General features: G+C 72.0%; 22 protein-coding genes. 7 read left to right on the top strand and 15 right to left on the bottom strand.

Annotated features, from left to right (window positions below):
* Nucleotides 1-60: 60 nt before the first annotated feature.
* Nucleotides 61-867: an SDR family NAD(P)-dependent oxidoreductase gene (locus ACI2L3_RS19845; RefSeq protein WP_404753643.1), complete on the top strand. Its 807-nt coding sequence runs from the start codon at nt 61-63 to the stop codon at nt 865-867.
* 29 nt (nt 868-896) lie between these two features.
* On the opposite strand, the gene ACI2L3_RS19840 is transcribed toward ACI2L3_RS19845, so the two are convergent.
* A complete protein-coding gene (locus ACI2L3_RS19840) occupies nt 897-1,418 on the bottom strand; it encodes a DUF4240 domain-containing protein (protein ID WP_404753698.1) in 522 nt (173 codons plus the stop codon).
* A gap of 135 nt (nt 1,419-1,553) precedes the next feature.
* Here ACI2L3_RS19840 and ACI2L3_RS19835 point away from each other — a divergent pair, with 135 nt between their 5' ends.
* Nucleotides 1,554-2,498: an SDR family oxidoreductase gene (locus ACI2L3_RS19835; RefSeq protein ID WP_404753642.1), complete on the top strand. Its 945-nt coding sequence runs from the start codon at nt 1,554-1,556 to the stop codon at nt 2,496-2,498.
* Between the two features lie 3 nt (nt 2,499-2,501).
* Here the strand turns inward: ACI2L3_RS19835 and ACI2L3_RS19830 are convergent, their stop codons facing one another.
* The 7 genes from ACI2L3_RS19830 to ACI2L3_RS19800 all read right to left on the bottom strand — a co-directional run bounded on the left by ACI2L3_RS19830 (nt 2,502) and on the right by ACI2L3_RS19800 (nt 13,314).
* On the bottom strand, nt 2,502-3,494 hold the full coding sequence (locus tag ACI2L3_RS19830; RefSeq protein WP_404753641.1) for a helix-turn-helix transcriptional regulator: 993 nt from the start codon (nt 3,492-3,494) through the stop codon (nt 2,502-2,504).
* Nucleotides 3,495-3,575: 81 nt separating this feature from the next.
* Nucleotides 3,576-6,281, bottom strand: a complete 2,706-nt coding sequence (gene aceE / locus ACI2L3_RS19825; RefSeq protein WP_404753640.1) for a pyruvate dehydrogenase (acetyl-transferring), homodimeric type — start codon at nt 6,279-6,281, stop codon at nt 3,576-3,578.
* 275 nt (nt 6,282-6,556) lie between these two features.
* Nucleotides 6,557-7,180: a GntR family transcriptional regulator gene (locus ACI2L3_RS19820; protein WP_404753639.1), complete on the bottom strand. Its 624-nt coding sequence runs from the start codon at nt 7,178-7,180 to the stop codon at nt 6,557-6,559.
* Between the two features lie 139 nt (nt 7,181-7,319).
* The gene (sucB, locus tag ACI2L3_RS19815) at nt 7,320-9,101 is read right to left on the bottom strand and encodes a 2-oxoglutarate dehydrogenase, E2 component, dihydrolipoamide succinyltransferase (protein WP_404753638.1); all 1,782 of its coding nucleotides are present in this window, start codon (nt 9,099-9,101) and stop codon (nt 7,320-7,322) included.
* A gap of 61 nt (nt 9,102-9,162) precedes the next feature.
* Nucleotides 9,163-10,551, bottom strand: coding sequence for a dihydrolipoyl dehydrogenase (gene lpdA, locus ACI2L3_RS19810; RefSeq protein ID WP_161237254.1), 1,389 nt, complete (start codon nt 10,549-10,551; stop codon nt 9,163-9,165).
* A gap of 298 nt (nt 10,552-10,849) precedes the next feature.
* Nucleotides 10,850-12,397: a leucyl aminopeptidase gene (locus tag ACI2L3_RS19805; RefSeq protein WP_404753637.1), complete on the bottom strand. Its 1,548-nt coding sequence runs from the start codon at nt 12,395-12,397 to the stop codon at nt 10,850-10,852.
* Between the two features lie 134 nt (nt 12,398-12,531).
* Entirely contained in the window at nt 12,532-13,314 is a 783-nt protein-coding gene (locus tag ACI2L3_RS19800) for an adenosylcobinamide-GDP ribazoletransferase (RefSeq protein ID WP_404753636.1), read from the bottom strand.
* A 100-nt stretch (nt 13,315-13,414) separates the two neighbouring features.
* On the opposite strand from ACI2L3_RS19800, the gene ACI2L3_RS19795 reads away from it, so the two are divergent.
* The gene (locus ACI2L3_RS19795; RefSeq protein ID WP_404753635.1) at nt 13,415-14,209 is read left to right on the top strand and encodes a hypothetical protein; all 795 of its coding nucleotides are present in this window, start codon (nt 13,415-13,417) and stop codon (nt 14,207-14,209) included.
* Here the strand turns inward: ACI2L3_RS19795 and ACI2L3_RS19790 are convergent.
* From ACI2L3_RS19790 to cobT, 3 genes are read right to left on the bottom strand one after another with little or no spacing between them, the layout of a single operon-like run.
* A complete protein-coding gene (locus ACI2L3_RS19790; RefSeq protein ID WP_404753634.1) occupies nt 14,119-14,847 on the bottom strand; it encodes a hypothetical protein in 729 nt (242 codons plus the stop codon). The genes ACI2L3_RS19795 and ACI2L3_RS19790 overlap by 91 nt on opposite strands.
* A complete protein-coding gene (locus ACI2L3_RS19785) occupies nt 14,844-16,622 on the bottom strand; it encodes a phosphatidylglycerol lysyltransferase domain-containing protein (RefSeq protein WP_404753633.1) in 1,779 nt (592 codons plus the stop codon). The genes ACI2L3_RS19790 and ACI2L3_RS19785 overlap by 4 nt, the downstream gene beginning before the upstream one ends.
* A 38-nt stretch (nt 16,623-16,660) precedes the next feature.
* On the bottom strand, nt 16,661-17,740 hold the full coding sequence (gene cobT / locus ACI2L3_RS19780) for a nicotinate-nucleotide--dimethylbenzimidazole phosphoribosyltransferase (protein WP_404753632.1): 1,080 nt from the start codon (nt 17,738-17,740) through the stop codon (nt 16,661-16,663).
* Between the two features lie 135 nt (nt 17,741-17,875).
* On the opposite strand from cobT, the gene ACI2L3_RS19775 reads away from it, so the two are divergent.
* Complete coding sequence (locus tag ACI2L3_RS19775; protein WP_404753631.1) at nt 17,876-18,940, top strand: class I SAM-dependent methyltransferase; 1,065 nt, start codon at nt 17,876-17,878, stop codon at nt 18,938-18,940.
* On the opposite strand, the gene ACI2L3_RS19770 is transcribed toward ACI2L3_RS19775, so the two are convergent.
* Nucleotides 18,916-20,124 carry a bifunctional adenosylcobinamide kinase/adenosylcobinamide-phosphate guanylyltransferase gene (locus tag ACI2L3_RS19770; protein ID WP_404753630.1) on the bottom strand — a complete coding sequence of 403 codons (1,209 nt, stop codon included), beginning with the start codon at nt 20,122-20,124 and terminating at the stop codon, nt 18,916-18,918. The two genes, ACI2L3_RS19775 and ACI2L3_RS19770, sit on opposite strands and share 25 nt — an antisense overlap.
* Before the next feature lie 100 nt (nt 20,125-20,224).
* Here ACI2L3_RS19770 and ACI2L3_RS19765 point away from each other — a divergent pair, with 100 nt between their 5' ends.
* Nucleotides 20,225-20,461 (top strand): hypothetical protein, encoded by a 237-nt coding sequence (locus ACI2L3_RS19765; protein WP_404753629.1) that lies wholly within the window; start codon nt 20,225-20,227, stop codon nt 20,459-20,461.
* A gap of 108 nt (nt 20,462-20,569) precedes the next feature.
* Here the strand turns inward: ACI2L3_RS19765 and ACI2L3_RS19760 are convergent, their stop codons facing one another.
* From ACI2L3_RS19760 to ACI2L3_RS19750, 3 genes are all read right to left on the bottom strand, one after another.
* Nucleotides 20,570-21,661, bottom strand: a complete 1,092-nt coding sequence (locus ACI2L3_RS19760; RefSeq protein WP_404753628.1) for a S1C family serine protease — start codon at nt 21,659-21,661, stop codon at nt 20,570-20,572.
* An 88-nt stretch (nt 21,662-21,749) separates the two neighbouring features.
* Nucleotides 21,750-22,457: a class I SAM-dependent methyltransferase gene (locus tag ACI2L3_RS19755; RefSeq protein ID WP_404753627.1), complete on the bottom strand. Its 708-nt coding sequence runs from the start codon at nt 22,455-22,457 to the stop codon at nt 21,750-21,752.
* A 74-nt stretch (nt 22,458-22,531) separates the two neighbouring features.
* Nucleotides 22,532-23,137 carry a DUF3043 domain-containing protein gene (locus ACI2L3_RS19750; protein ID WP_404753626.1) on the bottom strand — a complete coding sequence of 202 codons (606 nt, stop codon included), beginning with the start codon at nt 23,135-23,137 and terminating at the stop codon, nt 22,532-22,534.
* Nucleotides 23,138-23,429: 292 nt separating this feature from the next.
* On the opposite strand from ACI2L3_RS19750, the gene ACI2L3_RS19745 reads away from it, so the two are divergent.
* Both ACI2L3_RS19745 and ACI2L3_RS19740 read left to right on the top strand, forming a co-directional pair.
* Nucleotides 23,430-24,227 carry a PspA/IM30 family protein gene (locus ACI2L3_RS19745; RefSeq protein WP_404753625.1) on the top strand — a complete coding sequence of 266 codons (798 nt, stop codon included), beginning with the start codon at nt 23,430-23,432 and terminating at the stop codon, nt 24,225-24,227.
* 45 nt (nt 24,228-24,272) lie between these two features.
* On the top strand, nt 24,273-24,551 hold the full coding sequence (locus ACI2L3_RS19740; RefSeq protein WP_404753624.1) for a hypothetical protein: 279 nt from the start codon (nt 24,273-24,275) through the stop codon (nt 24,549-24,551).
* The last annotated feature ends 58 nt before the right edge of the window (nt 24,552-24,609 follow it).

Raw genomic sequence — 24,609 nt, 5'->3', positions numbered from 1 at the left:
TGCCATCTAGGCGTACCGTGAAACGCGTAAGCGCCACTTTCACCAGAGCCGGAGTACGTCATGCAGAGCGCCCCACAGACCCTGAACCGCTACGAGGGGCGCCGCGCCCTGGTCACCGGCGGTGGCTCCGGCATCGGCCAGGCGACCGTCCTGCGCATGCTGGCCGAGGGCGGCCGGGTCGTCGCCGCCGACGTCAGCGAGGACGGCCTGAAGGACACCGCGGTCAAGGCGGGCGCCGGCGCGGAGCGCCTCACCACCGTGGTCGTGAACGTCGCCGACGAGGCCTCCGTCCGTGCGGGCGTCGCCACCGCCACGGCCGCGCTCGGCGGCCTGGACGTCCTCGTCAACGCCGCGGGCATCCTGCGCTCCTCGCACACCCACGAGACCACCCTCGGCGCCTTCAACCAGGTCATCGGCGTCAACCTCACCGGCACCTTCCTGATGATCCGCGAGGCGATACCGGCGCTGCTGGCGGGCGACGGCCCGGCCGTCGTGAACTTCAGCTCCACGTCCGCGACGTTCGCCCACCCGTACATGGCGGCCTACGCGGCGAGCAAGGGCGGCATCCAGTCCATGACGCACGCGCTGGCCGCCGAGTACGGCAAGCAGGGCATCCGGTTCACCGCCGTGCAGCCCGGCTCCATCTCCTCCGGGATGACGGACGGCTCCGGCGCCAGCAGGCAGAGCGTCGGCCCCGGCCTGCCCGAGGACGCCGACATGAGCCTGTTCGTGAAGCTCGCGCCCGCGCTCGGCCAGGGCTTCGCGGGCCCCGAGACCGTCGCCTCCGTCGTCGCCATGCTCGCCTCGGACGACGGCCGCTTCATCACCGGCACCGAGATCCGCATCGACGGCGGCACGCACTTCTGACGGTCGGACCGCTGCCGGGCCACAGGCTTTCAGTCGGCCATGAAGCGGTCCCACAGTTTCGGATACCGCTCCGCTAGCACCGCCTCGTCCTCGAAGTCGAGCGGGGTGCCCTCGGGTTCGGCGGGGGCGGGCGGGATGCCGAGGTCCGGTGTGTCGAGGCCGGTGAGCTGCTCGTACGCCTCGTCGGCGGCGTAGCCGAGCTCCTCGCCGTCCCCGTCGAGCTCCTCGTCGAACTCGTCCAGGAGGTCGGCGAGCGCGTCGGGGTCGTGCACCGCTCCCTCGTACACCGCCCGGCCCTGCCCGATCAGCCAGCATCGGAAGTAGTCGAAGGCGTCGTCGCTCGCGCCGCCGAGCAGCACCCAGGCCGCGCCCCACAGATCCCAGCGGTAGGCGCGGTTGTAGCGGGCCTCGAAGTGGCGGGCGAAGTCGAGGACCGAGTCCGGGTCCGACTGCAGCAGTCTCTCGACGAGCAGCTCGGCGTGGTCCTCGGGGTCGCCGCCGGCGGCCTCGCGGGTGCTGTCCACGATCTCCCAGAACTCCGTCTCGTCCATCACGGGTCCAGCATCGGTCCTGGGGAGTGGGGGCGCACGCGGAGTGCGCCGGAATGCGGCTGTCTCGTTATGCGTGCACATGCCCATGGAAAAACCCGACAGGAGATGTCCGCTTTCGGTGGCAGCCTCACAGGCATGAACACCACGCAGACCCCGCCCGGCACGCAGCCCCTGACCGGGAAGACCGCCCTCGTCGCCGGCGCCACCCGCGGCGCAGGCCGCGCCATGGCCGTCGAACTCGGCCGCGCCGGAGCCACCGTGTACGTGACGGGCCGCACCACCCGAGAGCGCACCAGCGAGAGCGGCCGGACCACCGAGACCATCGAGGGGACCGCCGAACTCGTCGACGCGGCCGGCGGCAAGGGCGTCGCCGTGCCCACCGACCACCTGGAGCCCGCCCAGGTCGAGGCGCTCGTCGACCGGATCGACCGCGAGCGCGGCCGCCTGGACATCCTCGTCAACGACATCTGGGGCGGCGACATCCACGTCGAGTGGGACAAGAAGATGTGGGAGCACGACCTCGACAAGGGACTGCGCGTCCTGCGCCTCGGCATCGAGACGCACATCGTCACCAGCCGGTACGCGCTGCCGCTGCTCATCAGGAACCCCGGCGGCCTCGTCGTCGAGGTCACCGACGGCACCCAGGAGTACAACGGCCCCAACTACCGCAAGCCGTTCTACTACGACCTCGCCAAGGCCGCCCCGCTGCGCATGGCGCGCGACCTCGCCGAGGAGGTGAAGGAGTACGGCTGCACGGCGCTCTGTCTCACTCCCGGCTGGCTGCGCTCCGAAGCCATGCTCGACACCCACTTCAAGGTGACCGAGGAGAACTGGCTCGCGGGCTGCGAGCAGGACCCGCACTTCGCGATCTCCGAGACACCGACGTTCGTCGGCCGGGCGCTCGTCGCGCTCGCCGCCGACCCCGACGTGGCACGCCACAACGGCGCGTCGCTCTCCAGCGGCGGCCTCGCCCAGGAGTACGGCTTCACCGACGTGGACGGCTCGCGGCCCGACGCATGGCGGTACATCACGGAGGTCGACCAGGAGAGCCCCACGGCGGACGTCACCGGCTACCGGTAGCCCCTAAGAGCCCGGTTCGCGACCCGTGCCGTAGAGCTCCGCAAGCCGCGCCGCCGCGGCCGCGAACCGCTCGCGCAGCCCCGTCGGCTCCAGCACCTCCACCTCCGGTCCGAGCGCCATGAGCTGCGTGTACGCCACGTCCTCGTTCTCGACGGGCAGGGTGACCGTCACCCGGCCCGTCGCGTCCGGTTCGCCCGCAGCCTCCGTCGCCTCGCGGGCGACCACGCGGTCCATGGCGTACGGCAGCTGCCGCAGGCCCGCCTCGGAGAGCCGCACCACCACCTCGGCCCGCAGGATCGCCCGCGCGAACTGCGCGGCCCGCTCCTCCCAGAAGCCCGGCAGGTCGAACTCCTCGTCCCGCGAGAACCGTTCCTCCCCGGCCTCCACCGCCGTGAACCGGTCGATGCGGTACACGCGGTACTCCCCGGAGTCGGGCACCCGCGCGCACAAGTACCAGACGCCCGCCTTGAGCACGAGGCCGTACGGCTCCAACTCCCGTACCACCTCCGTTTCCTGGCGGCGGTAGCGGGCGGTCACGCACCGGTCGTCCCACACCGCGTCCGCCACGGCAGGCAGCAGCTCCGGGGCGGGCGTCTCCTGGAACCAGCCCGGCGCGTCCAGATGGAACCGCTGCGACGCGCTCTGCGAGGCGTCCCGCAGCGACGGCATGAGCGCCGCCGACACCTTGAGCCGGGCCGCCGACGCCGCGTCCGCGAGCCCCATCTCCCGCAGCGCGCCCGGCACCCCGGACAGGAACAGCGCCTCCGCCTCGCTGCGGCCGAGCCCGGTGAGGCGGGTGCGGTAGCCGCCGATCAGCCGGTAGCCGCCGGTGCGGCCCCGGTCGGCGTAGACGGGCACGCCCGCCTCGGACAGCGCCTGCGCGTCGCGCGTGATGGTCCGCTCGGACACTTCGAGCTCGGCGGCCAGCTCGGCGGCGGTCATGGAGGGCCGTGCCTGGAGCAGCAGCACCATCTTGATGAGGCGGGCAGCGCGCATGGCCCCATGATGCCGTCACGTACACAAGGGTGTGGGCCCCTGCCGACGGCAGGGGCCCACACCCTTGTGGAACGGGAGTTCCTACAGGCCGTACTTGGCCCGTGCCTCCTTCACCGCGGACGCGGGCACCTCGCCACGGCGGGCGAGCTGCGCCAGCGCGGCGACGACGATCGACTCGGCGTCGACACCGAAGTGGCGGCGCGCCGCCTCACGCGTGTCGGAGAGGCCGAAGCCGTCCGCGCCGAGCGAGGAGTAGTCCTGCTCGACCCACTGCGCGATCTGGTCGGGGACCTGACGCATGTAGTCGGAGACGGCGAGCACGGGGCCCTGCGCGCCCTCGAGCGCCTTGCGCACGTAAGGCGTGCGCTCCTCGCCGCGCAGCAGCGCCTCGTCCGCCTCCAGGGCGTCACGGCGCAGCTCGGTCCAGGACGTCGCGGACCACACGTCGGCGGCCACGCCCCACTCCTCGGCGAGCATCTTCTGGGCCTTCAGGGTCCAGTGGATGGCCGTGCCGGAGCCGATGAGCTGGATGCGCGCGGCGTTGGCAGCGGGGGAGAGGCCCGCGGACTCCGCCGTGTTGAAGCGGTAGAGGCCCTTGACGATGCCCTCGTCGCCGCCCGCGGGCTTCGCGGGCTGCGGCATGGGCTCGTTGTAGACGGTGAGGTAGTAGAAGACGTTCTGGTCCTCGCCCTCGTGGGCCTCGCCGTACATGCGGCGCAGACCCTCCTTGACGATCGCGGCGATCTCGTAGGCGAACGCCGGGTCGTAGGAGAGCGCGGCCGGGTTCGTCGCGGCGATCACCGGCGAGTGACCGTCGGCGTGCTGGAGGCCCTCACCCGTCAGCGTCGTGCGGCCGGCGGTGGCACCGACGAGGAAGCCGCGGCCGAGCTGGTCACCGAGCTGCCACATCTGGTCGGCGGTGCGCTGCCAGCCGAACATCGAGTAGAAGATGTAGAACGGGATCATGACCTCGCCGTGCGTCGCGTACGACGTCGACGCGGCGATGAAGTCCGCCATGGAACCGGCCTCGGTGATCCCCTCGTTGAGGATCTGGCCGTCCTTGGCCTCCTTGTAGTACATCAGCTGGTCGCGGTCGACCGGCTCGTACGTCTGGCCCTTGGGGGAGTAGATGCCCAGGGACGGGAAGAGGCTCTCCATGCCGAAGGTGCGCGCCTCGTCGGGGACGATCGGCACCCAGCGCTTGCCGGACTCCTTGTCGCGTACGAGGTCTTTGACCAGGCGTACGAACGCCATGGTCGTCGCCACCGACTGCGAGCCGGAGCCCTTGTCGAAGGAGGCGAACGTTTTGTCCGCGGCGGCGGGCAGCGGGGCCAGCGGCTGCGTGCGGCGGGCCGGGGCCGGGCCGCCGAGGGCCGCGCGGCGCTCCTGGAGGTAGCGGACCTCGGGGGAGTCGGCGCCCGGGTGGCCGTACGGCACCTGGCCGTCGGCGAACGCGCTGTCCGGGATCGGCAGACCGAGCAGGTCGCGCATGTCCTTGAACTCGTCCACCGTCAGCTTCTTCATCTGGTGGTTGGCGTTCTTGGACTCGAAGCCCTTGCCGAGGGTGAAGCCCTTGACCGTCTGCGCGAGGATCACGGTCGGCGCGCCCTTGTGGGTGAGCGCCGCACGGTAGGCCGCGTAGACCTTGCGGGCCTCGTGGCCGCCGCGCGAGAGGTGGAAGCACTCGCTGATCTTGTCGTCGCTGAGCAGCTTGCCGAGCTCGACGAGCGCGGGCTCGGAGCCGAAGAAATGCTCGCGGATGTAGGCGGCGTCGCGCGTCGCGTACGTCTGGAACTGCGCGTCCGGCACCTCGCGGAGGCGGCGGACCAGGGCGCCCGTGGTGTCGAGCTGGAACAGCTCGTCCCAGGCGTTGCCCCACAGGACCTTGATGACGTTCCAGCCGGCGCCGCGGAACTGCGCCTCCAGCTCCTGCACCACGCGGAAGTTGGCGCGGACCGGGCCGTCGAGACGCTGCAGGTTGCAGTTGATGACGTACGTGAGGTTGTCGAGACCCTCACGCGCGGCCAGTGCGAGGGCCGCCGTCGACTCGGGCTCGTCCATCTCGCCGTCACCGAGGAACGCCCACACGTGCGAGGCGGAGACGTCCTTGATGCCGCGGTTGGTGAGGTACCGGTTGAAGCGCGCCTGGTAGATGGCGGAGAGCGGGCCCAGACCCATGGAGACGGTCGGGAACTCCCACAGCCAGGGCAGGCGGCGCGGGTGCGGGTAGGAGGGCAGGCCGTTGCCGCCCGCCTCCTGGCGGAAGTTGTCGAGCTGCGCCTCGTTCAGGCGGCCGTCGAGGAAGGCGCGGGCGTAGATGCCGGGGGAGGCGTGGCCCTGGATGTAGAGCTGGTCACCGGAGCCGGGGGCGTCCTGGGACTCCTTGCCCTTGAAGAAGTGGTTGAAGCCGGTCTCGTACAGCCAGGCCGCGGACGCGAAGGTCGCGATGTGGCCGCCGACGCCGTGCTTCGAGCCGCGGGTGACCATCGCGGCCGCGTTCCAGCGGTTCCACGCGGTGATCTTCCGCTCCATCTCCTCGTCACCGTCGACGGACGGCTCGGCGGAGGTGGGGATCGTGTTGACGTAGTCGGTCTCGAGGAGCTTGGGCAGCGCCAGGCCCGCGCCCTCGGCACGCTCCAGCGTGCGGCGCATCAGGTACGCGGCACGGTGCGGCCCGGCCGCCTGAGTAACGGCGTCCAGGGAGGCCTGCCATTCGGCGGTCTCCTCGGGGTCGCGGTCCGGGAGCTGGTCGAGCTCGCTCGGCTGGATAGCGGAGGGGTCGGTCATTGCGCCGCCTTCCTGAGTCGGAGGGGGTCCCCTGTTCGGTAAGGGGTGGGGGTGCCCGATGTCTTTGGCAGGACAGGGCGTGAGGCTCTGGTGAGAGCCATCGACGACTGTAAGCCCGTGATCGATGATCGATCAAAGCGTTGAGCGAAAAACTTCCCCAGATTGCGAAAGTCGGCATCCGGTGCCAGTGAAACGGGCACGCGGTGCCTTCGATTTGAAGGGTTTACGCAGGTGGGAGCACGTCTGCGGGCCGACGGCCACGGATGAGCGGCGGCTCAGGCCCGCGGCGCGCACCCCAGGACGTGCGACTTGACCAGCTCCGCGATGGCCGGGTCGCGGCGCCGGAAGGCCGAGACCAGGGCCTCGTGCTCCTCCGCGTACGACTGCTGGACCGTGCCCAGCCAGCGGATGGACAGCGCCGTGAACACCTCGATGCCGAGGCCCTCCCAGGTGTGCAGGAGGACGGAGTTGTCCGCGGCGCGCACCAGCTCCCGGTGGAAGGCGACGGTGTGCCGCACCTGCCCGGTGCCGTCCGAGGCCCGGTCCGCCTCGTAGAGGGCCGCGACATGCGGCTCCAGGGCCGAGCAGTCCGCGGCGAGCCGCTCCGCCGCCAGCTCGGCCGCGATGGCCTCCAGACCGGCCCGGACGGGGTAGCTCTCCTCCAGGTCGGCGGCCGTCAAGTTGCGTACGCGTACACCCTTGTTGGGCGCCGACTCGATGAGCCGCAGCGTCTCCAGCTCGCGCAGCGCCTCACGGACCGGGGTCTGCGAGACCTCAAGCTCGACGGCGATCCGGCGCTCCACGATCCGCTCGCCCGGCTTCCAGCGCCCGCTGACGATCCCCTCCACGATGTGCTCGCGGATCTGTTCGCGCAGCGAGTGAACGACGGGCGCGGTCATGAGAGCTCCTCCGGCAGGGGCAGCGGACCCCAAGGGCGTGTGACCCCTAGACAATACGGCGACGCCCCCGCCCGGAGGACTCCGGACGGGGGCGTACGCGCTGATGAGACGAGTGTTACAGCCTCACGGAAGACGAGAACTACAGGCCGAGCTCGACCTCGAACTCGCCCGCCTCCAGGATCGCCTTGACCGCGGTCAGGTAGCGGGCGGCGTCCGCGCCGTCCACCAGACGGTGGTCGTAGGAGAGCGACAGGTACGTCATGTCCCGGACGGCGATGGTCTCGCCGAGGTCCGGGTGGTTGATGACGACCGGACGCTTCACCGTGGCACCGATGCCGAGGATCGCGGCCTGGTTCGGCGGCACGATGACCGTGTCGAACAGGGCGCCGCGCGAACCGGTGTTGGAGATCGTGAAGGTGGCGCCGGACATGTCGTCCGGGGTGAGGCCACCGCCACGCGCCTTGCCGGCGAGCTCGGCGGTCTTCTTCGAGATACCGGCGATGTTCAGGTCGCCCGCACCCTTGATGACCGGCGTCATCAGACCCTTCTCGGCGTCCACGGCGATGCCGATGTTCTCCGAGTCGAAGTACGTGATGGTGCCTTCGTCGTCGTTGATCCGGGCGTTGATGACCGGGTGGGCCTTCAGCGCCTGGGCGGCGGCCTTGACGAAGAACGGCATCGGCGAGAGCTTGACGCCCTCGCGGGCCGCGAAGGAGTCCTTCGCCTTGGCGCGCAGCTTCATCAGCTTGGTGATGTCGACCTCGACGACCGAGGTCAGCTGGGCCTGCGAGTGCAGCGCCTTCATCATGTTGTCGCCGATGACCTTGCGCATGCGGGTCATCTTGACGGTCTGGCCGCGGAGGGGGGAGACCTCCAGGGCCGGCGCCTTCGACGACGCGGCCGGAGCGGCGGCGGCCGGCGCGGGGGCCGACTTCTTGGCCTCGGCGGCGGCGATGACGTCCTGCTTGCGGATACGGCCGCCGACGCCGGAACCGGTGACCTCGGAGAGGTTCACACCGTTCTCGGACGCGAGCTTGCGGACCAGCGGGGTGACGTAGGCACCGTCGTCGGCCGGGGTGGCCTGCGCCGGGGCGGCCGGAGCGGCCGGGGCCGCGGGCTGCGCCGGGGCGGGAGCCGGAGCCGCCGGCTGGGCCGGGGCCGGGGCGGCAGCGGCGGGTTGCGCCGGGGCGGCCGGAGCCGCGGCCGGGGCGGCGGGCTGCGCGGGGGCGGCCGGGGCCGGAGCCGGGGCCTCCTCCTTGGCAGGGGCGGCCGGGGCCGGGGCCTCGGCCTGCGCCGGAGCGGCACCGGGCGCGCCGATGACGGCGAGCTTGGCGCCGACCTCGGCGGTCTCGTCCTCACCGACGACGATCTCGAGCAGCACGCCCGCGACCGGCGAGGGGATCTCGGTGTCGACCTTGTCCGTCGAGACCTCGAGGAGGGGCTCGTCGGCCGCGACCTCCTCGCCGACCTCCTTCAGCCAGCGGGTGACGGTGCCCTCGGTGACGGACTCGCCGAGCGCGGGCAGGGTGACCTCGGTGCCCTCGGCGGCGCCGCCGCCGGACTGGGCCGGGGCCTGCTGCTGGGGGGCCTCCTCCTGCGCGGGGGCGGCCGGGGCCTCCTCCTGCGCGGGGGCGGCGGGGGCCTCGGCCTGCGCCGGGGCGGCCGAACCGCCCGCGTCGCCCGAGCCGTCGTCGATGACGGCCAGCTCGGCGCCGACCTCGACGGTCTCGTCCTCGGCGACCTTGATGGAGGCCAGGATGCCCGCGGCGGGGGAGGGGATCTCGGTGTCGACCTTGTCGGTCGACACCTCGAGCAGCGGCTCGTCGGCCTCGACGCGCTCGCCCTCGGCCTTCAGCCAACGGGTGACAGTGCCCTCGGTGACGCTCTCGCCGAGCGCCGGAAGGGATACGGAAACCGCCATGGTTTCAGTTGCTCCTTACGAAAATTGCGGAAAGTCTGGTCGTCGCGCCCGTGTGACTGGGTCAGTCGTGGGAGTGCAGCGGCTTGCCGGCCAGCGCCAGGTGGGCCTCGCCGAGCGCCTCGTTCTGCGTCGGGTGGGCGTGGATGAGCTGGGCGACCTCGGCCGGCAGCGCCTCCCAGTTGTAGATCAGCTGGGCTTCGCCGACCTGCTCGCCCATGCGGTCGCCGACCATGTGGACGCCGACCACGGCACCGTCCTTGACCTGGACGAGCTTGATCTCGCCCGCGGTCTTGAGGATCTTGCTCTTGCCGTTGCCCGCGAGGTTGTACTTGAGGGCGACGACCTTGTCCGCGCCGTAGATCTCCTTGGCCTTGGCCTCGGTGATGCCCACGGAGGCGACCTCGGGGTGGCAGTACGTCACCCGGGGCACGCCGTCGTAGTCGACCGGGACGGTCTTGAGACCGGCCAGGCGCTCCGCCACCAGCATGCCCTCGGCGAAGCCGACGTGCGCGAGCTGGAGGGTCGGCACCAGGTCGCCCACGGCCGAGATGGTCGGGACGTTGGTCTGCATGTACTCGTCGACGAGGACGTAGCCGCGGTCCATCGCGACGCCCTGCTCCTCGTAGCCGAGGCCCTGCGAGACCGGGCCGCGGCCGATGGCGACCAGAAGGACCTCGGCCTCGAAGGTCTTGCCGTCGGCGAGGGTGACGCGCACGCCGTCCTGCGTGTACTCGGCCTTGTCGAAGAAGGTGCCGAGGTTGAACTTGATGCCGCGCTTGCGGAACGCGCGCTCAAGAAGCTTGGAGCTGTTCTCGTCCTCGACGGGCACGAGGTGCTTGAGGCCCTCGATGACCGTGACGTCGGCCCCGAAGGACTTCCACGCCGAGGCGAACTCGACGCCGATGACGCCGCCGCCCAGGATGATCGCGGACTTCGGCACACGGTCCAGGGTCAGGCCGTGGTCCGAGGAGATGATGCGGTTGCCGTCGATCTCCAGGCCCGGCAGCGACTTCGGCACGGAGCCGGTCGCGAGGAGGACGTGGCGGCCCTGGACACGCTGACCGTTCACGTCCACGGAGGTCGGCGACGAGAGCTTGCCCTCGCCCTCGATGTACGTCACCTTGCGGGAGGCGACGAGACCCTGCAGGCCCTTGTACAGGCCCGAGATCACGTCGTCCTTGTACTTGTGGACGGCCGCCATGTCGATGCCCTCGAAGGTGGCCTTCACGCCGAACTGGTCGGCCTCGCGCGCCTGGTCGGCGATCTCGCCGGCGTGCAGCAGCGCCTTCGTGGGGATGCAGCCGTTGTGCAGGCAGGTGCCGCCGAGCTTGTTCTTCTCGATCAGTGCGACGTCCAGGCCCAGCTGCGCTCCGCGCAGGGCCGCGGCGTAACCGCCGCTACCGCCGCCGAGGATCACTAGGTCGAAAACGGTGCTGGCGTCGTTCGCCACGTCACGTCCTCCATGCATGTGCGCCGTACGCCGGACCCCTTTTCGCGGGGGACGACCGGTCGGTCGGCTGGTATTCGGCCGCTCTTGTTTCGGCCCTTTGGTGGGGGCCCTGTCCTGCCGAGAACCCATCTTCGCACTTGTCGCCGGGAGACGGGACGCCGGGCCAGGCTGTGAGACGTCGGATCGACTGTCTCCAGGGCCTTGTGTTGCGTACGAACGTACGGATTTCGTCGAGGGCGAAATCACACAGGGGCCCCGGACACCAGACGGGTCCGGGGCCCCTGTGCGCGTACGTGGATCAGCCCAGGTCGCCCGCGGCGGTGTGCTCGGCGAGCCGGACCAGGGTGCGGACGGCGGAGCCGGTGCCGCCCTTGGGGGTGTAGCCGTACGGGGCGCCCTCGTGGAAGGCCGGGCCCGCGATGTCCAGGTGGGCCCAGGTGATGCCCTCGCCCACGAACTCCTGGAGGAAGAGACCGGCGACCAGGCCGCCGCCCATGCGCTCGCCCATGTTGGCGATGTCGGCGGTGGGGGAGTCCATGCCCTTGCGCAGGTCGGCGGGGAGCGGCATCGGCCAGGACGGCTCGCCGACCTCCTCGGCGATCTCGTGGACCGACGTACGGAAGGCGTCGTCGTTCGACATGATGCCGAAGGTGCGGTTGCCGAGCGCCATCATCATGGCGCCGGTCAGCGTCGCCACGTCGACGATCGCGTCGGGCGCGTCCTCGGAGGCCTTGGCGATCGCGTCGGCCAGGACCAGGCGGCCCTCGGCGTCGGTGTTGAGGACCTCGACGGTCTTGCCGCTGTACATGCGCAGGACGTCGCCGGGGCGGGTCGCGGAGCCGGACGGCATGTTCTCGGCGAGCGCCAGCCATCCGGTGACGTTCACCTCGAGGCCGAGGCGCGCGGCGGCGACGACGGCGGCGAAGACCGCGGCGGCACCGGCCATGTCGCACTTCATGGTCTCGTTGTGACCGGCGGGCTTCAGCGAGATGCCGCCCGAGTCGTACGTGATGCCCTTGCCGACGTAGGCGAGGTGCTTCTTCGCCTTGGAGTGCGTGTACGACAGCTTCACCAGGCGCGGCGGGGCGTCCGAGCCGGCGCCGACGCCGAGGATGCCGCCGAAGCCGCCCTTGGCGAGCGCCTTCTCGTCGAGCACCTGGACCTTGATGCCGTGCTCCTTGGCGGCGGCCTGGGCGACGGCGGCGAAGGCCTCGGGGCTGAGGTCGTTCGGCGGGGTGTTGACCAGGTCGCGGGCGCGGTTCAGCTCCTGGGCGACGGCGGTGGCGCGGTCGACGGCGGCCTTGTACGCCTTGTCGCGGGGCTTGGCGCCGAGCAGGGCGACCTCGGCCAGCGGGGCCTTGGCGTCCTTGCCGTTCTTCTTCGCGGACTTGGCGTCGGCCTGCTCCTTGTACGCGTCGAAGGAGTACGAGCCGAGGAGGGCACCCTCCGCGATGGCGCCGGCGTCGTCGGCGTCCTCGACGGGCAGCGCGAACGCGGCCTTCTTCGCACCGGTCAGGGCGCGGGCGGCGGCACCCGCGGCGCGGCGCAGCGCGTCCGTGCCGTACGTCTCGTCCTTCTCCGGGACCCCGCCGAGACCGACCGCGACGACGACCGGAGCCTTGAAACCGGACGGCGCGGGGAGCTTCGTCACCTCACCCTCGCCGCCCGAGGCGCCGAGGGTTTCCAGGACGGACGCGAGCTTGCCGTCGTACGCCTTGTCCACGGCCTCGGCGCCGGGAGCGACGACCAGGCCCCCCTTGGATCCAGCGCCCTTCGCGACACCGACGACGATCGCGTCGGCACGCAGGCCGGTCGCGGCGGCGGTGCTGAGAGTCAGAGCAGTCACGGTGGTGAGGTCCTCTTTCAGTGAGTTTCGGCGGGCTGTGGGGTGGTGAGCCCGTCGCGAGCCTACGCCCGTGAGCGCTGCGGTGCGCCTCACTGTGTGTGTTCGGCGCGGTGCCGGCCCAGGGCGAGGCGGTGTCAGCCCAGGGCGAGCACGATCAGGGCACCGGTCGCCGCCGTCTCCGCCAGGCCGCCGAAGACGTCTCCGGTGACCCCGCCGAACCGTCGTACGCAGTGCCGCAGCAGCAACTCCGCGGCGCCGAGCGCGAGGACGACGGCCGCCGCGCCCCGCACGGCGCCGGCCGCGCCGAAGGGCAGGCCGGCGGCCACGGCGGCGGCCACGACGAGGACGGCGACGCCCGCCGCGCGGCCGCGCGGGACCACCCCGGCGACGGCGGCGCCGAGCCCCTCGGGGCGGGCCGGCGGCACCCCGTCGCGGGCGGCCAGGGTGAGGGCGAGGCGCGCGACGGTCGCCGAGACGACGGCGGCGACGGCGCCGCGGGCCCATGACGCTTCGTACAGCTGGAAGAGCACGGCCACTTGGGCGAGCAGGACGAAGAACAGGGTGATGACGCCGAAGGGGCCGATGTCGGACTGCTTCATGATGCGCAGCGCGTCGTCGGCCGGCTTGGCGCTGCCGAGGCCGTCGGCGGTGTCGGCGAGCCCGTCGAGGTGCAGGCCGCGGGTGAGGGCGGCGGGCGTCGCGGCGGTCGCGGTGGCGGCGAGGAGCGGCCCCGCGCCGAGCGCCGTCAGGACGCCGCCGGCGCCCGCGGCGCAGAGGCCGATCACCAGACCGGCGAGGGGCGCGCACTGCATGCCGCCGCGTGCGGCTTCGCGGTCCCAGCGGGTGACCCTGACGGGGAGCGCGGTGAGGGTGCCGAAGGCGAAACGGATGCCGTCGGACGAGGGGGTTCTTGGCACCGGCGAAGGTTACCCGGGGCCGGTGCCCCGGCGACCGGCACCCAGGTGCGGGGCATCCGGCCGCCGCCGAGGATGGGGGCATGAACGACTGGTGGGCCGCATGAACGACTGGTGGTACCGGAACGTCGTCGAGCCGGGGAAGCTGCCGCTGCTGCTCGCGCTGCTCTCCTTCGTGGCGTCGTTCGTCGTCACCAGGACCATCACGCGGCTGATCCGGGCGGGCAGGGGGCCGTTCCGGAACATCAGCACGGGCGACGTGCACGTCCACCACGTCGTGCCGGGGATCTTCCTCATGCTGGTCGGCGGGTTCTGGGCGGTGGCGGCGGGACGGCACGGCGCCGGGCCGCTGTACGCCGCCGTCATCTTCGGGCTCGGCGCGGGCCTCGTGCTCGACGAGTTCGCGCTGATCCTCCATCTCGACGACGTCTACTGGAGCGAGCAGGGCCGCAAGAGCGTGGAGGTCGTGATGCTCACGGCCGCTCTGGTGGTCCTCGTGCTCACCGGCTTCACGCCGCTCGGGGTCAACGACCTCACGCCCGTCGAGCGGCAGAACCGCGCCCTGTTCGCGCTGAACGTCGGCGTCAACTGCGCCTTCGCCCTGATCGCGCTCCTCAAGGGCAAGCTGCGCACGGCCCTGATCGGCATGGTGATCCCGTTCGTCGCGCTGGTCGGTGCCGTCCGCCTCGCCCGGCCGGGATCGGCGTGGGCGCGGCGCTTCTACCGCAACCGGCACCGGGCACGTGCGCGTGCCGGGCTGCGGGCCTTCCACCACGACCGCCGCTGGACCGGTCCGCGCCGCAAGCTTCAGGACTGGATCGGCGGCTTCACGCCGGGTCCCCCGCCCTCGGGGCCGGACCCGTCGGACCGGTCGGACCGGGTGCCGCCGCGCCGGTGACGTACCGCCGAGAGCACGCACAGCACGAGCACGGCGGCGATCGCGGCCAGGTGCTCCTTGCCCGCGAGATTGTTCTTGACCAGCACCTCGACGACCATCAGGGCGGTGACCAGGGCGGCGGTGAAGTACGCCCGGTAGCGCCAGCACACGAAGACGGCGAGGCCGACGACGGCGGCCGACGGGCCGGTGTCGACGACTTGCGCGTCGGAGGCGGGCAGCCCGAAGAAGTTGCCGGGGCCCAATTCGATGCCCACGCGCGCGTAGAGGGTGCCGGCGAGTGTGGCCGCGTACGCGATGAGGAGCGTCCGCCACCGGCCCAGGCAGATTTCCGCGATCCCGAAGACGATCAGGAGCTGTGCGAGCGCGCCCCATACGGGCAGGTCGAGGGCGGGCACGAAGAGGGAGAGCGGGGTGCGGAGCAGGGCGAGCCAGAGGGGGTCGTCGGCGCGCACGCAGCCGATGTTCTGGACGAACCGGAAGCCCCAGGGCTGGTTCTGCACATACTGGAAGAGCGCCGTGAGACAGACCGCCGCCAGCGTCATGGGCACGGCCCGCCACCGCCGGGTGGCGAGCCCGTCGCGCACGGTGGAGAAGAGCGGCCCCCACTCGGCGCGTGCGCGGCGGGCCAGGGCACTCATCGTCTGGACTCCAGGTGTCTGCGGTGCAGCCACTTCGGCAGGCCCGGCGCTTCGAGGAAGCCCTCCGCGCGGGCGGCCGCGATGCCGATGCGCGGCAGGTCGACGCTCTTCTCGAAGAGGAGGAAGCGGGGTTCCCAGATCGGCCGGTACTTGGCGTTGGCGCGGTAGAGGGACTCGATCTGCCACCACCGGGAGAAGAAGCTGAGCAGCGACCGCCACAGGCGGAGCACCGGGCCCGCGCCGAGCCGCGAGCCGCGTTCGAAGACCGACCTGAACATCGCGAAGTTCAGTGACACCTGAGTGATCTTGATCTCGGGGGCGTGCCGCAGGAGTTCGATGACCATGAACTCCATCAGGCCGTTCTCGGAGTCGCGGTCACGCCGCATCAGATCGAGGGAGAGCCCGTGCGGTCCCCACGGGACGAAGGAGAGCACCGCCCGCAACGCGCCCTCGCCGTCGGTGCATTCGAGCATCACGCACCGCCCGTCCGCCGGATCGCCGAGCCGCCCGAGCGCCATGGAGAAGCCGCGCTCGGTCGCCCCGTCGCGCCAGTCGTCGGCGCGCTCCAGGAGCATCGCCATCTCCTCCGCGGGGATGTCCTCGTGGCGGCGGATGCGGACCGTGTACCCGGCGCGCTTCACCCGGTTGTACGCCTGCCGGACGGTACGCATGGCCCGCCCCTCCAGCGTGAACTCGGCCGTGTCGACGATCGCTTCGTCGCCCAGCTCCAGGGCGTCCAGGCCGTGCCGCGCGTAGATCGTGCCCGCCTCCTCGCTCGCGCCCATCACGGCGGGGATCCAGCCGTGCTCGCGGGCCTCGGTGAGCCACGGCTCGATCGCGCCGGGCCAGGCCTCCGGGTCGCCGATGGGGTCGCCGGAGGCCAGCGAGACACCGCCGACGACGCGGTAGGCGACCGCCGCCTTGCCGGTCGGGGACCACACGACGCTCTTCTCGCGGCGCAGCGAGAAGTACCCGAGGGAGTCCCGGTCGCCGTGCCGGTCGAGCAGCGCGCGCAGCCTGTCCTCGTCGTCCTCGGTGAGCGGGTCGACGGCCCGGCGGGAGCGGAACGCCGCGTACAGCACCGCGCAGAGCAGCAGCGCGCTGAGGACGTTGACGGCGACGTCGACCCAGCCGGGCGTGGCGATGCCCTCGAAACGCCGGTCGTCGGCGGCCAGCGAGACGAGGCGCATGGTGCCGTAGCGCCAGCGGTCCAGGAAGGTCGAGCGGTAGTCGTCGTGGGCGTTGTTGGTGGCGGTGACCAGCAGCGCCGCGATCAGCGAGGTCACCAGGAGCCCGCCGACGGCGACGGCCGTCGCCAGCTTCGGGTTGGCGCGGTCGCCCTTGGCGTAGAACTCGCGGCGGCCGGCGACCAGGGCCGCGACGAAGGCGGCGGTCAGGGCGAGGGAGATCCAGTTCTGCGCGTGCGCGCGGATCTCCGGGAAGACCATCGCGAAGGCGAAGAGCAGCAGGAAAAGGCCGCTGAGCACGAGGTTGAGGATCCATGCGGCGCGTTTGCGGCGCCGCATGGTGATCGCCAGGAAGAGCGTGAACGCCCCGGAGGCGAAGCCCGCGGTCAGCATGTACGGGGTGAAGTAGTTCTCCGTGTTGTGCTGCCGCAGGTCCTGCCCGAAGGAGACCCAGACCGCGCTCAGGAAGTTGATGAAGGTGACGGCCCGGAGATACCAGACGGTGAACCCGGCGGCGCGGCGCTGTATGACGGTGCGTGATTCCTGCCGTCCGGCGACGGCCTGCTCGGCTCCCTGCTCAACTCCCATGAAAAGGGATCATATGGGTCGCGGCCCATTGGTAATGATCAGGGATGATCCGGGGCTTCTGTCCCCTTGGCGGCGGGCCGCTCGGGCAGCTCCGCCGAGAGCGCCGCGGCGGCCTGCACCAGCGGCAGCGCCAAGAGCGCCCCGGCGCCCTCGCCGACCTTCACGCCGTGGTTCAGGAGCGGTTCGAGCGCCATCCGGTCGAGCGCCTTCGCCTGGGCCGGCTCCCCGCTGTCGTGTCCCGCCAGCCACCAGTCGGGCGCCCGGAAAGCCACCCGCTGGGCGACCAGCGCCGCCGCCGACGCCACGACACCGTCGAGGATCACCGGCGTACGCCGCACCGCGCACTGCAACAGGAAACCCGTCATCGCGGCCACATCGGCGCCACCCACCGCGGCGAGCAGCTCCAGCTGGTCGCCGAGCACGGGCCGGGCCCGCCGCAGCGCGTCCCGCACCGCCGCGCACTTGCGCATCCACGCCAGGTCGTCGATGGGTTCACCGCCCCGCCCCGTCACCACGGACGCGTCCGTCCCGCACAGAGCGGCGACCAGCGTCGCGGCGGGCGTCGTACCGCCCACGCTCACGTCGCCGAGCACGACCAGGTCGGTGCCGGAGTCCGCCTCCTCGTCCGCCACGGCCATGCCCGCGCGCAGCGCCTGCTCCGCCTCCTCGACGGTCAGCGCGTCCTCGATGTCGATGCGCCCCGAGCCGCGCCGCACCCGGTGCCCCGCGACCTCGGCGGGCAGCTCGCCCGGCTCGCAGTCCAGCGCCATGTCGACGACCCGGACGGGCACGCCGAGGCGGCGGGCGAGGACGGCCGCCGGGCTCTCGCCGGCCAGCACGGAACGTACGAGATCGGCGGCGCTCCCCGCGGGCCGCGCCGAGACGCCCAGTTCGGCGACCCCGTGGTCGCCCGCGAACAGCACCACGCGCGGCCGCTCGACCGGCCGCACCGGCACCGACGACTGGGCCGCCGCGAGCCACTCGCCGAGTTCGTCGAGTCGGCCCAGCGAGCCGGGCGGCACGGCCTGCCGCTCCCTGCGTTCCTCGGCGTCGCGGCGGATTCCGCCGTCGGGCCGCTCGATCAGGTCGGTGAAGTCGTCGAGATTCAGCGAGCTCATTCGCCGAACAGTACCGGGATCAGTGGCGGCGCCGCTCGAACGCCCCTACGGCTTACACCATGCGTAGCGTCCCCACTTGTGCGGGAATGATCCATTCCGTTCCCGTTCGTATCGGCTTCCTCCAGGAGTACGACCATGACCACGGATGCCGCCCGACAGGTCGCCGCACGGCGCCACGCCTACCTCGCCGAACTCGCCCAGGGCACCGAGCGGTTCCACGAGCCCCGCCGCACCGACTGCCCCTGGTGCGGCTCCGAGCGGCTGCGGACGAGGCTGCGCACCACCGACCTGATCCAGCGCAAGCCGGGCAGCTTCCGCCTCGACCGGTGCGGCGACTGCGGCCACTGCTTCCAGAACCCCCGCCTCACCGCCGAAGGCCGGGACTTCTACCGCAGGGACCTGCGCGGCGGGCAGCTCTCCGGCGCGGCCGCGCGGGCGGGCACCAAGCGCCGCCTCGCCGCCGTCCGCGCGGTGCGCGCCTTCGACGAGCCCGAGTGCTGGCTCGACGTCGACACCGGCGCCGCACACTTCCCGGCCCTCGCCAGGCAGGTCCTGCCGTACACGTCCTTCGACGGCACCGACCGGGGCCGCGGCGTCGCGGAGGGCGTGCGGCGCGGCCGCATCGAGGAGGGCCACCGCGGCACCCTCACGGGCCTCGCGGGCGTCCTCGCGGGCCGCTACGACGCGATGAGCATGTTCCACAGCCTGCAGCGCGGCCCGGACCCCCGCGCGGAACTCGCAGCCGCGCGAACCGTCCTGCGCCCCGGCGGGCACCTCCTGATCGAGGCCGCCGACCCCGAGTGCCGCTACGCCGGACTGCTCGGCAGATGGTGGGTCTCGTACCACCAGCCGCAGCACCTGCACCTCATGCCGCTCGCCAACCTGCGCGCGGAACTGGAGCGGCTCGGCTTCACGGTCGTCCGTGTCGAGCGCCGCGCCGCGCACGTCCCGGTCGACCTGGCGGCGGCCGTCGCGCTCTTCCTCAACAGCCGCATCCCCGAGCCCGACGTCCCGTGGCGCGCCAGACCCGCCTCGCGGCTCCAGCTGCGGGTCCGGCAGGCCGCACGGTGGGCGTCGTTCCCGCCCGTCGCCCTCGCCCGCGTCCTCGACGCGCTCCTGTCACCCCTGCTCACCCGCGCCGGCTTCGCCAACACGTACCGGATCATCGCCCGCCGTCAGCCGCGCAACGTCAGGGCCTGACCCGCCACGACGAGCAGCACGTGCTCGCACTCGGCGGCGAACGCCGTGTTCAGGCGGCCCAGCTCGTCGCGGTAGCGGCGGCCCGAAGCGGTCGCGGGGACGATCCCGGAGCCGACCTCGTTCGAGACGGCGACGACGGTACGGCGGGTCGCCCGCACCGCCTCCGCGAGCCCGGTGACCCGGTCCCGCAGCGCCCGCTCGCCGCCGCCCGCCCACTCGGCGTCGTCCCACGCCTTCACCTCGTCCATGACGTGGGTCAGCCACAGCGACAGACAGTCGATGAGCAGCGGCGGCCCGTCCTGCGCGAGCAGCGGCACCAGGTCGCAGGTCTCGGCGGTCCGCCAGGAGCCGGGACGCCGCTCACGGTGGAGGCTGACCCGCTGGGCCCACTCCGTGTCGCCGTTGCGCGCCCCGCCGGTCGCCACGTACAGCACGTCGGGAAAGGCCTCCAGACGCCGCTCGGCCTCCACCGACTTGCCCGACCGGGCGCCGCCCAGGACGAGGGTGCGGCGCGGCACGTCCGGTACGTCCTCGTAGGCGCCGATCACCAGCGTCGACCCGTCCGGCACGGCCCGCGCCCCGGCGGCGGCGAGCCGGCGCGCGAGCTCGCCGCCCGGCGGCGCCTCGTGGCCGATGTGCACGGCGATCACGTCGGTGGTGGGACCGACGCCGCCTGCCGCGCGCAGCCGGGCGAGCCCGTCGGGACGCCCGAGGACGTCGCAGACGACCATCTCGTACGTCACCTGCCCCCCGTTCCCGTCGGTGAGCCCCGCGGGGGCCGCGCCCGGCGGCAGGTACAGCAGCCGCTCCCCGTCGGGCCCCGTCACCTCGTACCCGGTACCGGGCGAGTCCAGCGCCACGGCACGCACCCGGTGCCCGGTCAGCAGCGCCAGCTCCCGCCCGTCCGCGACCCGCCCCGGCTGCGGCAGGCCCGCGGGCACCTCGACCGGGGGCCCGTCGTGCGGGTGCGAGAGCAGGACCTGACGCACTCCGCCGAGCGAGTGCCCGGCCCGGGCGGCCGCGAAGGCCGCGCCGGGGGTGAGGTCGAGGAGCAGCACGCCGTCCACGAGGAGCGCGGTCGCGGCGCGCGCCGCATCGCCGAGCGCGCTCGCGCAGACCGCGCAGGGACAGTCGGGGAGGGGCAGTCCACCGGGGGCGCCGGTGCCGAGCAGAGTCAGTTCCACACGAAGATCCTCCCGCGTCGGGTCGAGCGCCGCGCGCCCGGCTAGGCTTCAGGCGGATTCAGGCGGTTCACACACCGCCACGGGACCTCGGGAGGCTGACATGGCGGCATGGACGTGGCTGTTCGAGAAGGCGGACGGGACGGAGGTCCAGCCCGCGGTACAGCCCGAGGAGTTCACCACGCAGGGCGACGCGGAGTCCTGGGTCGGCGAGTACTGGAAGGAGCTCGCCGCCGGCGGCGCCGACCAGGTGACGCTCTTCGAGGACGCGAACAAGATCTACGGCCCGATGAGCCTGCACATGGACGCGGAGGGCGAGGACGCGGAGGCGTCGGCTTAGAGCCCGTGTCATGACCCCGGCTCCTGGGCCCCGGCCCCGGGCGCGGGGAGGAAGCGGCGCCGCGGTTCGGGCGCCGCCTCCTGCACGGCTCTTGCACGGCCGCGGGCGCTACATCTCGCCGAGCGTGACGTCCGCCGTCTTCTCGTCGCCGTCGCGCACGTACGTGACCCGCCTCTTCTGGCCGGGCTCGGCCGACGCGAGGGCCTCGCTGAGCGAGTTGATGGTCGTGATCCGGTCGTCGCCGAGCCGGGTGATGATGTCCCCGGCGGCCAGCCCGGCCTTCGCCGCGGCGCCGCCCTGCTGGGCCTCGACGACGGCCACGCCCGCGGGCCGGTAGTCGTCGCCGAGGACGGTGCGGCCGGAGATGCCGAGCGCGGCCCGGCCCGAGTCGGTGACCTTGCCGTTCTTGACGATCTGGTCGGCGACCGTCTTCACCATCGAGGACGGGATCGCGAAGCCGATGCCGGGGGCGGCGCTGTCGCCCATCTGCGGATCGCTCGCGGCGAGCGTGGGGATGCCGATGACCTTCCCGTCGAGGCCGACGAGCGCGCCGCCGCTGTTGCCCGGATTGATCGCGGCCGAGGTCTGCACCATGTTGGCGATCGTGGCCCCGGTGCCACCGCCCGAGCGGCCCTCGCTGACCGTGCGCCCGGTCGCCGACACGATGCCCTGCGTGACGCTGGACGACAGGCCGAGCGGGGACCCCATGGCCAGCACGATCTGGCCGACCTCCGCCTTCGTGGAGTCACCGAACTCCGCGGCCTTCAGCCCCTTCGGCATGTCGGCCAGCTTGATGACGGCGAGGTCCTGCTCCGGGTAGGCGGCGACCAGCTCGGCGGTCAGCGTCTGTTCGCCGGTCGCGGTCGTCACCTTGAAGCGCCGTTCCTTGCCCACGACGTGGGCGTTGGTGACGATGTGCCCCTTGCCGTCGTAGACGACCCCGGAGCCGAGACCTTCGGCGGCGTCGATCTGGACGACGGACGGCAGCACGTCCTTGATCACCTTCTGGTAGTCCTCCTGCAGACCGTTCGCGGCGGCGGGCGCGGCCTGCGTGGTGGACCTGTCGGAATTACCGGAACCAGAACCGGAGCCGGAACCCCCGGACCCCGAGGAGGAACAGCCGCCGACGAGCGCGACGGCGGTGAGCGCGGCGGCGAAGGGCACGGCGACGGAAGCGGTACGCGTACGAGAGACACTCATGTCCCGAGTGTCGGTATTGCCGTACGGTGTCGCCCTGACTTAGAGGGCCGATCAGGCGTCACCCCGGGGGCGCCGCCCACTCCCGCAGCTAGTCCCGGACCCCACAGAGGTGCAACAGCGCGGCAACCCGCCGATACGGATCGGTCCGCCCCGCCCGCTCCTCCGCGGCGAGCAGCGCCTCCAGCTCCCACTCGGGAGGGATCACCGCTCCGTCGGCCACCGTGTCCGTGAAGACCCGCACGCCGTACCAGGCCTGCAGCGGTGCCGCGATCCCCGCAAGCGCGGAGGTCAGCGCGTCGAGCCGGTCGGCGCGGGCGTCGATCCCGAGCCGGTTGCGGTACGTGACGGAGTCGAAGGCGGCGAGCGCCCCCGCCCAGTCCCCGGCGAGGCCCGGCCGCATGGCCAGCGCCTCCGCGTTCCGCACGAGCAGCGAGAGCAGCCCGCCGGGCGCCAGCATCCGGGCGAGCCCGGCGAGGAGCGCGTCGGGCTCCTCCACGTACATGAGCACGCCGTGGCACAGCACCACGTCGAAGCTGTGGGGCAGGAAGTGCACCCCGGTCTGGTGCCCGTCGCCCTCGACGATCCGCACCCGCCCCTGGATGCCCTCGGGCTCCCCGGCGAGCGCCGCGCGCGCGGCGGCGATCATCGCGGGGTCCTGCTCGATGCCCGTCACGTTGTGCCCGGCACGGGCGAGCCGCAGCGCCTGCGTGCCCTGCCCCATGCCGACGTCGAGCACCCGGAGCCGCTGCCCCACGGGGAAGCGCCCGGCTATCTGCTCGTCGAGCTGACGGGCCACCAACTCCTGTCGAACGGCGTTGCGCAGGCCACCCAGCTTCTCCAGCCAGTCGCCCGCTCCGCCGGTGAATCCGCTCAGGGCCGCTCTCCGCGCTTGACCTGCGGCTTGGGCAGCCGGAGACGGCGCATCTGGAGCGTGCGCATCAGGGCGTACGCGACGGCGCCCTTCTTGTTCTCGCCCGGGAAGCGTTCGTTGAGGCGCTTCTTCAGGCGGAACGCGGTGGCGACCGAGTCGACGACGATCAGCACGATCACGACCAGCCAGAGCAGCAGCGAGATGTTCTGCAGCTGGGGGATCTGCACGATGCTCATGATCAGGATGAGCACCGCGATCGGCAGGAAGAACTCGGCGACGCAGAAACGCGAGTCCACGAAGTCACGCGCGAACTTGCGCACGGGACCCTTGTCACGGGCGGGCAGGAACCGCTCGTCACCGCTCGCCAGCGCCTCGCGCTGCTTCGCCATCTGGGTGCGGCGCTCGTCGCGCTGCCGCTTGGCGGCCTCCTTGCGCGACGTCGGCGTGTTCGTCACGCTGCGACGCTGCGACTGCGCCATGGCGCGCTTGGGGGTGGGGCGGCCCTTAGGGGCCTGCGGGTCACGGGGCTGCTTGGAGTCGGTCACCGGCGCCTGCGCGGCCGGGGCCTTCTCTTCCTTGGATCGGCTACGGAACACAAAAGCCAAGGGTACGGGGTACGGGCACCGGGTCGTCGTTCAGGCCGGGAACGATCCGGCAACACCGGGCGTCTTGATTTACGTGCCTAAGGGGACGTAGCAGGCGGTAAGTGGTGGCTAAGCAGGGGCCGGCTCACAGGGGTGCACCTACTCCTTACGCCGGAGTGGTGCCGGACGCAGTCGTCCTTGGGGATGAGCGCATCCGCCCGCGAACAGTGCGGTAATGGATGCAGGGCCCGTACTGTGGGTTCTGAGCAGTACCTGGAGCTGGAAGTCCGTCAGAAGGGGGCGCGCGAAGCCCATGAGCGGTGTCATGAAGCGTATGGGGATGATCTTCCGCGCGAAGGCGAACAAGGCCCTTGACAGGGCCGAGGACCCGCGCGAAACCCTCGATTACTCGTACCAGAAGCAGTTGGAGCTGCTGCAGAAGGTGCGCCGCGGCGTCGCCGACGTGGCGACTTCCCGCAAGCGCCTCGAGCTGCAGCTCACCCAGCTCCAGAAGCAGTCCTCGACCCTCGAGGACCAGGGCCGCAAGGCGCTGGCGCTCGGCCGTGAGGACCTGGCCCGCGAGGCCCTGTCCCGCCGCGCCGCGCTCCAGCAGCAGGTCACGGACCTGGAGACGCAGCACCAGACCCTCCAGGGCGAGGAGGAGAAGCTCACCCTCGCGGCCCAGCGCCTCCAGGCCAAGGTCGACGCCTTCCGCACCAAGAAGGAGACGATCAAGGCCACGTACACCGCGGCCCAGGCGCAGACCCGCATCGGCGAGGCCTTCTCCGGCATCTCCGAGGAGATGGGCGACGTCGGCATGGCGATCCAGCGCGCCGAGGACAAGACCGCGCAGCTCCAGGCGCGGGCCGGCGCGATCGACGAACTGCTCGCCTCCGGTGCCCTCGACGACTCCTCCGGACTGGCCAAGGACGACATCCAGACCGAGCTGGACCGCCTCTCCGGTGGTACAGATGTAGAGCTGGAACTGCAGCGCATGAAGGCCGAACTGGCCGGGGGTTCCAGCGGCGGGCAGCAGGCGATCGAGGGTGGCCAGGGCCAGCCGCAGGCGCAGCAGCACCCGCAGGACACCCCGCGCTTCGACAAGCAGTAGAGCGGCAGCAGGAGCGCGGCCCTACGTACGTCCGAGGAGGGCGACATGATCGTACGGATCATGGGGGAGGGGCAGGTGAAGCTGGCCGACAGCCACTTCGCCGAACTCAACAAGCTGGACGACGAACTCCTCGAGGAGATGGAGGGCGGCGACTCCGTCGGCTTCCGCCAGACGCTGCACGCGCTCCTGGACAAGGTCCGCGAGCTCGGCGACCCCCTCCCGGACGACGCCCTCGAACCCTCGGAACTCATCCTCCCCTCCCCGGACGCGACGCTGGACGAGGTCCGCAACATGCTGAGCGACGACGGCCTGATCCCGGGCTAGCGCCCCGCAGGGAGCGCCCCGTAAGGGGCGCGGGGCAGTGACATGTGCGGCTCCGCCG

The organism is Streptomyces sp. NPDC029674 (genome assembly GCF_044903205.1).
In the GTDB taxonomy this organism is placed as follows: Bacteria; Actinomycetota; Actinomycetes; order Streptomycetales; family Streptomycetaceae; genus Streptomyces.
This window is presented reverse-complemented; position numbering and strand designations above follow the sequence as displayed.

Coding starts and splice junctions, on each gene's coding strand:
- ACI2L3_RS19845 (WP_404753643.1), top strand. CDS start 61: ATGCAGAGCGCCCCACAGACCCTGAACCGCTACGAGGGGCGCCGCGCC.
- ACI2L3_RS19840 (WP_404753698.1), bottom strand. CDS start 1,418: ATGGACGAGACGGAGTTCTGGGAGATCGTGGACAGCACCCGCGAGGCC.
- ACI2L3_RS19835 (WP_404753642.1), top strand. CDS start 1,554: ATGAACACCACGCAGACCCCGCCCGGCACGCAGCCCCTGACCGGGAAG.
- ACI2L3_RS19830 (WP_404753641.1), bottom strand. CDS start 3,494: ATGCGCGCTGCCCGCCTCATCAAGATGGTGCTGCTGCTCCAGGCACGG.
- aceE (WP_404753640.1), bottom strand. CDS start 6,281: ATGACCGACCCCTCCGCTATCCAGCCGAGCGAGCTCGACCAGCTCCCG.
- ACI2L3_RS19820 (WP_404753639.1), bottom strand. CDS start 7,180: ATGACCGCGCCCGTCGTTCACTCGCTGCGCGAACAGATCCGCGAGCAC.
- sucB (WP_404753638.1), bottom strand. CDS start 9,101: ATGGCGGTTTCCGTATCCCTTCCGGCGCTCGGCGAGAGCGTCACCGAG.
- ACI2L3_RS19795 (WP_404753635.1), top strand. CDS start 13,415: ATGAACGACTGGTGGTACCGGAACGTCGTCGAGCCGGGGAAGCTGCCG.
- ACI2L3_RS19790 (WP_404753634.1), bottom strand. CDS start 14,847: ATGAGTGCCCTGGCCCGCCGCGCACGCGCCGAGTGGGGGCCGCTCTTC.
- ACI2L3_RS19785 (WP_404753633.1), bottom strand. CDS start 16,622: ATGGGAGTTGAGCAGGGAGCCGAGCAGGCCGTCGCCGGACGGCAGGAA.
- cobT (WP_404753632.1), bottom strand. CDS start 17,740: ATGAGCTCGCTGAATCTCGACGACTTCACCGACCTGATCGAGCGGCCC.
- ACI2L3_RS19775 (WP_404753631.1), top strand. CDS start 17,876: ATGACCACGGATGCCGCCCGACAGGTCGCCGCACGGCGCCACGCCTAC.
- ACI2L3_RS19765 (WP_404753629.1), top strand. CDS start 20,225: ATGGCGGCATGGACGTGGCTGTTCGAGAAGGCGGACGGGACGGAGGTC.
- ACI2L3_RS19760 (WP_404753628.1), bottom strand. CDS start 21,661: ATGAGTGTCTCTCGTACGCGTACCGCTTCCGTCGCCGTGCCCTTCGCC.
- ACI2L3_RS19745 (WP_404753625.1), top strand. CDS start 23,430: ATGAGCGGTGTCATGAAGCGTATGGGGATGATCTTCCGCGCGAAGGCG.
- ACI2L3_RS19740 (WP_404753624.1), top strand. CDS start 24,273: ATGATCGTACGGATCATGGGGGAGGGGCAGGTGAAGCTGGCCGACAGC.